Source organism: Methylobacterium sp. E-045 (assembly GCF_022829685.1).
In the GTDB taxonomy this organism is placed as follows: Bacteria; Pseudomonadota; Alphaproteobacteria; order Rhizobiales; family Beijerinckiaceae; genus Methylobacterium.
In genome coordinates this window covers 156,393-168,055 of sequence record NZ_JAKSYE010000063.1, presented here as the reverse complement: position 1 = coordinate 168,055, position 11,663 = coordinate 156,393, and the positions used below count along the sequence as shown (strand labels likewise).

The window sequence follows — 11,663 nt, the reverse complement described above, 5'->3', positions numbered from 1 at the left end:
TCAGGGTTGGTTCCGAATTGGCGGGGTCATTCGCCCGCCATGTGGCGCATCTGATTCAAGCTCGATTGATCATGGAGCTGACGGGCGCAGCGCCTGGATGCCCCCGGGTCTTCGACGAGGGAAAGCTGCCCCCCCCCCCCCGCATACGGGTTCGCGTCTCGGGCCGACGTGGTGATCGAGGCGCGGCACGACGACGAAGGACCGCTGGTTCGGCACGCCGGACAATGGCTCGGTGGACGGGCAGGGCCGGCTCCGGGTTGCCCTCGACGGGAACTCGCCGTCGAAGACCGGACACGACGACGGCATCCGGGCGATGGAAAGGGACGGGCAGGGCCGGGGCACGGGCAAGCCCTTCTTCCAAGTGCCCAACGGCGCCGTGATTTGGGGGCCCTCCTTCATCCCGGTCGACACAACCTTCTTCGTCGCCGTGCAGCATCCCGGCAAGGCCGACGAGGACGATCCGAAGGCCTTGCCCCCCTCCTTCAAGGTGCCCTCCACCCGCTCGCCGGATCTCATCGACGGAATGCTGCCCCGCCATCGTCACGATCACTAAGGCGTGGGGGCGGCCGGGTCGCGAGCTGACGGGACGACGGGATCGCCCCCCGGCCAAGGGGGCCAGGAGTGGCCGAGCCCCCGCTTCCGGTACCCCGGCGACACAGCATTAACGGAATCGGCGCAAGCTGTGCAGGAACACCGGGAGAGCGCCCGCCGGCGAGGGCGGCATCGCTTCACGTTTCCGTTTCGTTCCTGTATGGTTGGCCCATGACTCAGCGCGAGACCTCACGTCAGGCCGTCCCGGCCCCCGCCGGCGGCCGGCCGAGCGACCTGTTCGCGGGCGGTCAGGCGCCCGTGCGCGGCGCCAAGGCCGCTTCGGCCGCGCGCGCTCCCCTCGACAAGGCTCCGGTCGATACGGCGGAAGCCGGCTACGACGCATCGTCGATCGAGGTGCTGGAAGGGCTGGAGCCGGTCCGGCGCCGGCCGGGCATGTATATCGGCGGCACCGACGAGCGCGCCCTCCACCACCTCTTCGCCGAGGTGATCGACAATTCCATGGACGAGGCGGTGGCCGGCCATGCCAGCTACATCGAGGTGGAGCTGGAGGAGACCGGCCACCTCGTCATCACCGACAATGGTCGCGGCATCCCGGTGGACCCGCACCCGAAATTTCCGGGCAAATCCGCCCTCGAAGTGATCATGACCACGCTCCATGCGGGCGGCAAGTTCGACTCGAAGGTCTACGAGACCTCCGGCGGCCTGCACGGTGTCGGCATTTCCGTGGTCAACGCCCTGTCCGACATCCTCGAAGTCGAGGTGGCCCGAAGCCAGGTTCTCTATCGCCAGACCTTTTCGCGGGGCCATGTCCAGGGGCCCCTGGAGACGGTGGGCCGGGTGCAGAACCGGCGCGGCACGCGGGTGCGCTTCCACCCCGATGCGCAGATCTTCGGGGCGCTGAAGTTCGATCCGCGCCGGCTGTTCAAGATGGCGCGCTCCAAAGCCTACCTGTTCGGCGGCGTCGAGATCCGCTGGCGCTGCGCCCCCGCCCTGCTGGAGGGGATCTCCGACGTGCCGGCCGAGACCGTGCACCGCTTCCCCGGCGGCCTGCGCGACTATCTCGCCCGCGACCTCGACGGCAAGGAGCTCGTCACCGACGCGGTCTTCGCCGGCAAGGTGACGAAGCCCGGCGGCCACGGCTCCCTCGAATGGGCCGTCGCCTGGATGGTGGTGGAGGACGGGGTCTCGCACTCCTACTGCAACACGATTCCCACCGCCGAGGGCGGCACCCACGAGAGCGGCCTGCGCGTCGCCCTGCTGCGTGCCCTGCGCGAGCATGCCGAGCGCGTCGGCCAGGCCAAGCGGATGACCTCCGTCACCACCGACGACGTGATGGCGACCTGCGCCTCGATGCTCTCCGTCTTCATCCGCGAGCCGGAATTCCAGGGCCAGACCAAGGACAAGCTCGCCACGGTGGAAGCCTCGCGCATCGTCGAGACGGCGATCCGCGACGCCTTCGACCATTGGCTCGCCGCCTCCCCGGCCCAGGCCAACAAGCTCCTCGACTGGGTGATCGACCGGGCCGAGGAGCGCCTGCGCCGGCGCCAGGAAAAGGAGGTCGCGCGCAAATCGGCCACCCGCAAGCTGCGGTTGCCGGGCAAGCTCGCCGATTGCTCGAAGGCCGGTACGGCGGGCTCCGAAATCTTCATCGTCGAGGGTGATTCCGCCGGCGGCTCGGCCAAGCAGGCACGTGACCGCGCCAGCCAGGCGATCCTGCCCCTGCGCGGCAAGATCCTCAACGTGGCCTCGGCCAGCCGCGACAAGATGGGCGCCAACCAGCTCATCTCCGACCTGACCCAGGCCCTCGGTTGCGGCACGGGCAATGGCTACAAGGGCGAGGACCTTCGCTACGAGAAGGTCATCATCATGACAGACGCGGATGTCGACGGCGCCCACATCGCCTCGCTGCTGATCACCTTCTTCTACCGGCAGATGCCCAAGCTCATCGACAAGGGCCATCTCTACCTTGCGATCCCGCCGCTCTACCGCCTCCAGCATGGCGCCAAGACGGTCTATGCCCGAGACGACGCCGACAAGGATCGGGTGATCAAGACCGTCTTCAAGGGCGGCAAGGTGGAGATCAGCCGCTTCAAGGGCCTGGGCGAGATGATGCCGGCGCAGTTGAAGGAGACCACGATGGACCCCAAGAAGCGCACGCTCCTGCGCGTCGCGGTCCTCGACGAGGCGCGGGACTCCACCGGCGATGCCGTGGAGCGACTGATGGGCAACAAGCCGGAAGCCCGTTTCGCCTTCATCTCCGAACGCGCCGCCTTTGCCGACGAGGCGACACTCGACATCTGAGGACGGGTGGGGCGCGAAGTCGATTGATCCGCGCTCGCTGCCTTCCTCGGACGGGTGAAGCGCGCGAGCGGGCCCTCAAACGACAAGCCGCAGAGGCGGCACGTCCCGCGTGGGATCCGGACGTCCGAGAACGGATGAGGTGCAGGGGCGGATCAACGCAAAAAACCCGGCCGCGAGGCCGGGTTTTTCACAGTGACGACCCCGATGCCGCGCGATCCTCGATGAGGACCGCGCGACGATCATGGACGATCCTAGTAGGTGCCGAACTTGTAGTTCAGGCCGGCGCGGACGACGGCGAACTCGTCGTCGCGACGACCGGTGCTGACCGAGCGCACAACCGAGTTGTCGGTGGTGTCGATGATGAAGGCACCCTGGTTGCGGTTGCCGCGATCGAGGTTCACGTACAGGCCTTCGACCTTCAGCGTCACAGCGGAAGCGCGGAAGAAGTTGAAGAACGAGTCGGTGGGGAGAGCGTATTCGATACCACCGCCGACGGCGTAGCCGGTGCGGAAGTCGTCGTTGCCACGGAAGCCGCCGAAGCTACGCTCGGTGCTGCCGGCGCCGTAGGCGAAGCCGCCGGTGCCGTACACGAGGGTACGGTCGAAGGCGTAGCCGAGACGACCGCGGACGGTGCCGAAGTAGTCGAGGCTGGAGAGGCTGCGCGGGTCGTTGATGGCGAAGCCCGGAGCGGCAACGATGCCCGAGTCACGACGCTTGGCGCCGAAATCGAGGTACTGGGCGTCGGCTTCGATACCGACGACCACGCCCGAACCCGGGGTGAACTGGTAGTTGTAGCCGATCTGCGCGCCGCCGGTGAAGCCGTCCTGGCTGTCGTTGCGGAACGTGGCGACCTGCGGGACGCCGGTCGCGGTGAAGCGGCCCGGCACGGCGAAGGAGTTCGGGCCTTCCTTGCCAGCGTCGAAAGCGTAACCGGCGTTGATACCGGCGTAGAAGCCCGTCCACGTGAAGACCGGGACCGGGACGAAGACCGGCGGGGCGGCGCGACGGGGAAGGTCGGCGGCCGAAGCGACAGCGGTCAGGCCGGCGAGAACGGTCGTAGCGAGAAGCAGTCTTTTCATTGTGTGTCTGGTCCTGATGGGCATTAAGCCTGAGCGCTTGTAGGCTTGGACGGGCGTGAGGTCTGTCGCATTCCTGCAACAACACTCATCGAATACAGCGGCAGCCGTCAACGAAGGGTAAAGGTTAGGCGCAAGTGAGGAACGAGAGACCAGTCACGTGCTCTGGCGCACTTCCGGCACCTGGTCCGCTCACCTCGGCGTGATCCAGATCACGCCACCGCGACGACGGGTTTCCACTTCCCGCAAGCATTTATTAAGCGGAACAATTCTGCAGCATGCCGGTTAGGAACAACTTTTTGTCCTGGCTCGCGATGCGAAGATTGCTTGCGGGGAGGGCGGCACGAAGGCTTCGGCCTATCGGCAGGGTTCGGCAAGCAAATGCAGGCAACGAGACGTTAAGGGCGTCCGGCGGTCCCGCGGTCGCGCGTCTGTGGCCGGTTTGACGTTCGCCCCGGCATTCGCCGGGCCTGTCGCAGCGGAATCGATTCCGGTGATCCGGTCGTCCGTTGAAGACCGGACCGAGCCATGCGGCGGCAAACACACCGCGGGGATGGCCGCTCTGCCATGGGCGGTCAGCGTCGTCCTCGTCGTGACGGCGGCCGGACGCTCGGCGGGAGTGCCCGGCGCACCGGCGACGCCGGACGCTATCGCGCAAGGCGGCGGGTCGTCCGGCAATGTTCGGCCGGTCCCCCTCGATCGAAGCCGTGACCTTCAGGCTTCGCTGATCGTCTCGCCGACAGCGTCGTGCGCCGCCGGGGAGGGATCGCCGGGCCTATCGCCCGGCCGTGACCCAGAGTTCACCCTTGCCGAGGGTGGCGAGATCGCCGGAATAGCGCTTGAGCGCCCCGGCGGCGAGGTCGGCATGGGCGGGGCTGAGGGCACGCAGGGACCGGGCGAGCAGGCGCAGGAACACGAGATCGTGCGTTCCGGTCTCGACGAAGCTCGGGCTTAGGGCACCGTGTCCGCCGGTGAGGATCGTCCCGCGCCGCATGCCGTAGCCCGGATGGTCGCCCACCGAGAGGGCGGCGATCGTGCCCGCGATCATCCGCGATCCGGCATGGGCGCCCGCGGCGCCGACCAGGATAAGCCCGCGCCGCATGCGGTCACCGAGGTAATCGCCGGCCGATCCGCGGATCACCAGCGTGGCGCCATCGAGCCCCGCCTTGGCGGCATAGACCGCGCCGCCCGCGTGATCGCCGGCATCGCCCTCGATGGTGATCGTCCCGCCCTTGGCGCCGGATCCGGCATAGGGGCCGGCCGATCCCGTGACCGTGACGGATCCCGACGCCATGCCGGCGCCGAGGCGCTGACCGACATCGCCGACGACATGGACCGAACCGCCGCTGAGGGAAGCGCCGACATTGTCGAAGCGGGATGAGCCGCCTTCGATGGTCAGGCTGTCGGAGCCGTCGAGGCTGATCGTGAAGACGTCGCCGAGGGTCAGGCCGCGTCGGCTGGTGCCGATGGGGAGCCTGGCCGCCTCGGTCTCGGAGAGGGCGCTCAGGGAGAGCGGATTCACGTGGAGGAAATCGAGCCGCTCCGGCGGCTCCTGGCGCAGGGTGAGGGTGCTCATGCCGCTCCAGCCTCGCTCGCCGGCTCCTTCGAGAGCAGGTCCTTCAGGTGATAATGGTGGCGGCCGAGATTGCCGCCGTAATTGCCCGCCGTCACCGCCACGAGCCCGTGCGCGGCACCGGCCTCGGTGGAAGCGTGGAGCGCAGCGCGCATGGATTCGGCCACCGAGCGCGAGGTGAGGCCGTCGATGACGATCTCGAGCACCACGCCGACCTCGGCCGCGAGTTCCGAGCCGGCCCGTCCCTTGAGGGTCGGGCAATAGGCGTCGTTGGTGGAAGCCATCATGCCCTTGGTGCGCGCGCCGACCTTCGAGCCGGAGCGGACGATGCCGCCGGGGAAGGGCAGGATCACGTCTGGCACCGAACGGGCGGCGTCCACCGCGATCTCGGCGACCTTGAGGGTCTCGGCATGGTTGCGACCGAGGAACAGCAGGTTGCCGCCGCCCACCGCCCCGTCCACCGCGCGGACGAAATCCTCGCACAGGAACTCGCCGTCCATGACCGGCACGCGCCAGTAGCGCCGTGCCTTGCCGGAAACGGGGTCGGTCAGGCGCTTGGCCACCGCGAACCCGTCGCCGAAATAGCGGATCGCGCCACCGAGCTTGATCTTGTGCGGCCCGTCGACGCCCGCATAGCAGGCCGTGCCGGGGCAGGTGAGGATGCACTGGCCGACGCGCTTCAGGAGCTGGTCCTTGAGGCCGTTCGGCTCGAAGCCGAACAGCAGCACCCGCACGCCGGGGCGGCCGTCCGGCGTTTCCTCCGGCGAGAGTTCGCAATCGATCCCGGCCTCGGCGCCGCAGCCGATCACCGAGGTGGCGAACCCGGTCATGGTCACCGCGGCGATCATCGCCCATTTGGCGGTGTCGTTGGTGATGATCAGCGCCGTGCCGGCGACGTCGAACGCCTCGGCGAAGGTGTCGATCACCGGGATGCCGTTGAGGGTGAGGTCAGTCATGCTTGGTCATCCGTCCTCACGCGACGCATCGTCATCAAGTCCGGCGGGATCGTCACCGGCAGGATCTTCAAACGCGACATGCCACGTCCTCGAACACATCGCTCACGGGGAAGGCCTCGTCCGGCACGGTGAAGCTGTCGAGGCCGGCGCCGAAGCGGGCGTCGAGATAGGCATCGGTGCGCGTCTCCATCGCCTTGTCGGATTCCACCGTGAGTTCCAGGGTATGGCCGGCGCGCCAATCGACGATCTCGCCATCCTCGACGATGACATGGCCGTCCTTGAGCACCAGTCTGGCGCGGGCGAACATCGCGGTCCGGTTCGTGTCGTCGCGGTAGATCGCGACGTCGGCGCGCGCGCCCTCGCGCAAATGGCCGCGATCGGCGAGGCCGAGGAGTTTGGCCGGGCCGGAGCGCGTCAGCTGGGCGATCTCGGAGAAAGTGTATTCCCGCTCGATCCCGCAGAGGCCGGAGCGCTCGGCGATGACCTTGTGCAGGCCCGCGATCTCGCGGTCGCGCTCCTCCTTGTCCATCAGCAGATGGATGATCCGCGGATATTCGGTGAAGGGGCCGCCGTTGGGATGGTCGGTGGTGAGGATGGTGCGCTCGGGGTCGCCCGACAGCAGCATCAGTTCGAGGCCGATCGCCCATTGCAGGGAGCTCACCGGGCCGCGCGGCTTGTAGAGGAACGGCACGATGCCGCCGCCTTCCGCGTCGCCCGCCGTGATGATCCACTTCTTCGGGTTCGCGCCCTTGCGGCCGGCGAACTGGCGGATGACGTCCAGCGAGATCGTCACCGTCTGACCGAAGGCGACCTGACCCACGTCGAAGGTGGCGTTGGGGTGTTTCTCCATCGCCTCCGTGATGCGCTCGGCCGCCGAGCGGAAGCCGCCGGTGCCGGGATTGGCCGGATCGACCGCGCCGTAGGCGTAGAACTGCGCATGGGCGAAGTGGATGCGCCGGCCTTCCGCCGCCTCCATCGTCGCCACGAAGGAATCGTCGGCACCCGGAATGCCGAGGTTGTTGGCGTGGACGTGCAGCGGATGCGGCACGCCGATTTCCTCCACCGCGTCGAGGAGGGCGTTCATGATCTTGCGGGTGGAAAGACCGTAGACCGGGATCTCCTCGTCGAGGCTGAGATTGAGCATCCCGTCCTTGAAGGCCGAGGCGCCGCCCGCGTTGATGCACTTGACACCCAGGCCCCGCGAGGTGGCCACCGACAGGGCGACGAGATCCCGCACCGCCGCCTTGCCTTCGCGCTGGCGCAGCAGGTCGAGGAGCTGGTCGTCGTTGCCCATCACGGTGAGGGCGCCGCGGTCGAGGAGGGGGATGTCGGCGAGTTCGAGCTGGGTCGCCAGCGCGTTGGTCGGCGGCATCGCCGGCTCGACGGCGATGGTGTAGCCCATCCGCGCGTAGTTCGCGCCGATCCAGGCAGCCGAGCCGCCGGCATGTGCGAAGGGATGGCCCTCGGGCGCGGCTTCGCTGACATAGAGGTCGGGCAGGAGTAGGCGGCTCATCACCACGTTGCCGCCGGCGATATGCGAATGGACCTCGACGCCGCCCGCCATCACGACGCAACCGGTCGCGTCGATGGTCTTGTTGGGCTTGCGCTCGGACGGGGCGACGACGCGGCCGTCCTCGATCCAGACGTCGCCGACGCCGTCGCGGCCGGCGGTGGGATCGACGACCCGGCCGCCCTGGATCAGGATCAGCATGAGGCGCCCTTCTTCTGCGTGAGGCGATTCTGGATGGCGGCGAGCACGCCGGCCGCGTTCAGGTCGGCCGGCTGGCCGGAAGGAGGCGTATAGGTGATCGCCGCGCGGCGCTCGTTCCACAGGGCGCCACCGGCCGTCTCGCCGGGGACGCCCACCGCGATGACGATTTCGGCGACGTCCCCCGTGGCGTCGGCGCTACCCTCGCCGACGATGGCGATGGTGGGCAGGGTGCCGAGCCAATCGGGGCGCGGGGCGGGGAGGGGGGCGAGCCACAGGGCGGCGTCGGCCTCACCGGCGGCCACCTGGCGCTGGCTGTCGAAGCGCCAGGGATCGTGTTCGGGCAGGGCGCGGCCGAAGCCCACCCGCGGCGGCTGCCCGGTGGTCCAGGACGCGAGCTGGGTCACGGCCCGCCCCTGGAACCCGTCCGACAAGGAGAGCGCGAAGAAGCGCGTCAGGTCGTTGAGATCGCGCACCAGCCCCTGCAGCATCTCGACGCCGAGCTCGCCGAGTTCGGCGGCGTCGTAGAGGACGACACCGTATTGCGCCGTCGTCAGGCGCCGGCCGAGATCGGCATAGGCCGCTTCCCCGGAGAGGTTGCCCTTCACGTAGGCGCGCAGATGCGCCACCGAGACGGCGAGACCGCCGGCGGCGGCCGGATAGGAGACATGGCGGGTGGCGCCGTCGCCGGGGCCGCCGAGGGAGAGCAGCGTGCGTTCGGAACCGGCGGCGCGGCCGCGCGACGGCACGGAGGCGGCGATCTCCTGCACGATCGGCCGGTCCCACGGGCGCAGGCCGACGATCAGCACCGCATCGGCCCGGCCGATCGCCTCGGCCGGCGTGGTGTTGAGATTGCCGAACTGGCTGAGGGGGCGGAGCTCCGCATAGAGGCCGTCGCCGCCGACGGGATCGACGGAGGCACCGATGAGCCCGGCCAGATGATAGGCCGCCCGCACCGCGCTCGTATCCGCACTCAATCCCGTGACGATCGGAGTCTTCGCTGCGGCAAGGAGCGTGGCTGCGGCCTCCACCGCTGCGCTCACGTCCGCCGCACCACCCTTAACCCAGGCAGCCATGCCTACACCTTGGAGAACGAGGGCCCGGCACGCGCTGTGTTCAGCGTCGCGCACGGCGGGACTGCGCCAGTCCAATCCTAGTGGGCCGGCACGTTTGCATCGCGGAGGCGCCGCAAGCAACCCCCCACCGGCCGCCGCCGGCCCCCTTCTGTCAAGCTGCCACGCCGCGCCTCCCCGGCGTCCGGCGGAGCCCGGCCCTGCGGAAGCCCGACGATTGATGGTATGGCGACGCTTGCGACCGATCCGTCCTCCGTGGGAGAAGCCCGCGCCGGCAAGCGCCATGCGATCGCCATTTCGGTCCGGTCTCACCGGGGGCCGATGAGTTCGCGGCCCGCGCGGCGCTAAGGATGAGAGCTTTTTTTAATGAAAGGGGTCGACGTGGACCAGATCCCGGATCAACGGCCAGCCGAGACGGCGGACCAGGCCCGTGCGGTGCGGGTGCACGCGCCGGCGCGGCTCCACTTCGGCTTCCTCGATCTGCACGGGGGACTCGGCCGGCGCTTCGGCAGCATCGGGCTCGCGGTCGACGCCCCCTCCATCGCCCTCACCGCGCATGCGGCCCCCGTCCTCGACGTGGTCGGGCCGGAGGCGGCCCGCGCCCGCACTTATGCCGAGGCCGCGTCGCGCCATCTCGGCCTTCGGGGAGCGGCCGCCATCCGGGTGGACGAGGCGATCCCGGCCCATGCCGGATTCGGCTCGGGCACGCAGCTGGCACTGAGCGTCGCCGCGGCCCTCGCCGCCCTCGACGGTCGCCCCTTCTCGCCCGACGCCTTCGCCGACGCCCTGGATCGCGGCAACCGCTCGGGCGTCGGCCTCGCCGCCTTCACCCAGGGCGGCCTCATCGTGGATGGCGGCCGTGACGCCAGCAACGGGCCACCGCCGTTGATCGCGCGTCTCGCCTATCCCGAGGCGTGGCGGATCGTGCTGATCCTCGACGAGAGCATGACCGGCGTGCATGGCACCCGCGAGGTCGAGGCGTTTCGCGATCTCCCACGCTTTCCCGAGGAGCAGGCCGCCGCGATCTGCCGGATCGTGCTGATGCAGGTTCTGCCGGCCGTAGCCACCGCCGAACCGGACGGTTTCGGCGCCGGCATCACCACCATCCAGCGTCTCATCGGCGACCACTTCGCGCCGCACCAGGGCGGGCGCTACGCCAGCCCCGCCGTGGCCGAGGCACTCGCCGCCATCGCCGCCCAGGGAATCGCCGGATACGGCCAGAGCTCGTGGGGACCGACGGGCTTCGCCCTGGTGCCGTCCGAGGCGGCGGCACGTGCCCTCGTGGCATCCCTCGAGCGGCCCGGCCCCTTGCGTTTCGTGATCGCGCGCGGGCGCAATACGGGCGCCTCGGTCACGCCACTTTAAGACAACAAGCGCATCAGCGATGCTTGACGCAGCCGGTCTGTCCGGTTCCGACGGTACACATGCGAGAGGTGGCGCTGCGATGGCGCCGGACACTTGCGGAGGGAGAGACACGATGGCCCGCTCGATTCTGCATATGCTGACGCCCCTCAAGCACATGAGCCCGTTCGACGTGAACATGGCCGTGGATGCGGGTTTCGAGACGATCGCGACCTATACCGACGTGACCCTGCCGGACGTGACCTCCCTGGTGCAGGATTCGATCTTCTCCCGCTCCCCGCAGGATGGCGCCCGCACGACCATCTTCATCGGCGGCAAGAACGCCGAGGACGCCCTCGACATGATGGACCGGGCCAAGAAAGCCCTGGTGCCGCCGTTCGCCAATCACATCGTCGCCGACCCGGCCGGCTCCTTCACCACCGGCGCCGCCATGGTCGCCGAGGTGACCCGCGCCCTGAAGGCGAAGTTCGGCACCGACCTGAAGGGCAAGCGCATCGTCATCTTCGGCGGGGCCGGCGTCGTCGCCTACGTGGCGGCGGTGATCGGAGCGCTGGAAGGCGCCAAGTCCGTCCTCGTCGGGCATGACGGCGAAGAGCGCGTCTCGAAGATCGCCTTCACCATGAAATGGCGCTTCGGCATCGATGTCGGCGCCGTGGACGGCTCGACCCCCGAGGCGCGCCGCGCCGCCATCGCCGAGGCTGACGTGATCCTCTCGGCCGGCCCGGCCGGTATCCCGATCCTGTCGGCGGCCGATCTGGAATCGGCACCGAAGCTCCTCGTCGCCTCCGACGTGAACGCGGTGCCGCCCGCCGGCATCGCCGGGATCGACGTCAATGCCAAGGACGTGGCCCTGCCCGCCGGCCGGGGCATCGGCATCGGCGCCCTGGCCGTCGGCAACGTCAAGTACCAGACCCAGTCCCGCCTGTTCCGCCAGATCCTCGCCGCCAGCGAGCCCCTCTGCCTCGACTTCCGCGACGCCTACAAGGTCGCCGTCGAGGTCGCCGGCTGACAGGCGCTCACCCGCCCACCCGATCCGGCCCGTGACCTCGGGATGAGGCAGGG

At 69.1% G+C, this 11,663-nt stretch carries 9 protein-coding genes; 4 read left to right on the top strand and 5 right to left on the bottom strand.

The features are described from left to right. Positions 1-232 precede the first annotated feature (232 nt). Positions 233-553: an alkaline phosphatase PhoX gene (locus MKK51_RS08640; protein ID WP_243976362.1), complete on the top strand. Its 321-nt coding sequence runs from the start codon at positions 233-235 to the stop codon at positions 551-553. A gap of 209 nt (positions 554-762) precedes the next feature. Beyond that, positions 763-2,853 (top strand): DNA topoisomerase IV subunit B, encoded by a 2,091-nt coding sequence (parE, locus tag MKK51_RS08635; RefSeq protein ID WP_243976361.1) that lies wholly within the window; start codon positions 763-765, stop codon positions 2,851-2,853. A 251-nt stretch (positions 2,854-3,104) separates the two neighbouring features. On the opposite strand, the gene MKK51_RS08630 is transcribed toward parE, so the two are convergent. The 5 genes from MKK51_RS08630 to MKK51_RS08610 all read right to left on the bottom strand — a co-directional run bounded on the left by MKK51_RS08630 (position 3,105) and on the right by MKK51_RS08610 (position 9,242). After that, the gene (locus MKK51_RS08630; RefSeq protein ID WP_243976360.1) at positions 3,105-3,932 is read right to left on the bottom strand and encodes an outer membrane protein; all 828 of its coding nucleotides are present in this window, start codon (positions 3,930-3,932) and stop codon (positions 3,105-3,107) included. 772 nt (positions 3,933-4,704) lie between these two features. Next, complete coding sequence (locus tag MKK51_RS08625) at positions 4,705-5,505, bottom strand: formylmethanofuran dehydrogenase subunit C (RefSeq protein WP_243976359.1); 801 nt, start codon at positions 5,503-5,505, stop codon at positions 4,705-4,707. Further along, entirely contained in the window at positions 5,502-6,458 is a 957-nt protein-coding gene (gene fhcD / locus MKK51_RS08620; RefSeq protein WP_243976358.1) for a formylmethanofuran--tetrahydromethanopterin N-formyltransferase, read from the bottom strand. The genes MKK51_RS08625 and fhcD overlap by 4 nt, the downstream gene beginning before the upstream one ends. A gap of 67 nt (positions 6,459-6,525) precedes the next feature. Then, the gene (locus MKK51_RS08615) at positions 6,526-8,169 is read right to left on the bottom strand and encodes a formylmethanofuran dehydrogenase subunit A (RefSeq protein ID WP_243976357.1); all 1,644 of its coding nucleotides are present in this window, start codon (positions 8,167-8,169) and stop codon (positions 6,526-6,528) included. Continuing rightward, on the bottom strand, positions 8,163-9,242 hold the full coding sequence (locus tag MKK51_RS08610; protein ID WP_243976356.1) for a formyltransferase: 1,080 nt from the start codon (positions 9,240-9,242) through the stop codon (positions 8,163-8,165). The genes MKK51_RS08615 and MKK51_RS08610 overlap by 7 nt, the downstream gene beginning before the upstream one ends. Positions 9,243-9,620: 378 nt before the next feature. Between MKK51_RS08610 and MKK51_RS08605 the strand changes: the two genes are divergently transcribed. Both MKK51_RS08605 and MKK51_RS08600 read left to right on the top strand, forming a co-directional pair. Next, positions 9,621-10,604, top strand: a complete 984-nt coding sequence (locus MKK51_RS08605) for a beta-ribofuranosylaminobenzene 5'-phosphate synthase family protein (RefSeq protein WP_409565650.1) — start codon at positions 9,621-9,623, stop codon at positions 10,602-10,604. Between the two features lie 112 nt (positions 10,605-10,716). After that, a complete protein-coding gene (locus MKK51_RS08600) occupies positions 10,717-11,610 on the top strand; it encodes an NAD(P)-dependent methylenetetrahydromethanopterin dehydrogenase (protein WP_243976354.1) in 894 nt (297 codons plus the stop codon). Positions 11,611-11,663 lie beyond the last annotated feature (53 nt).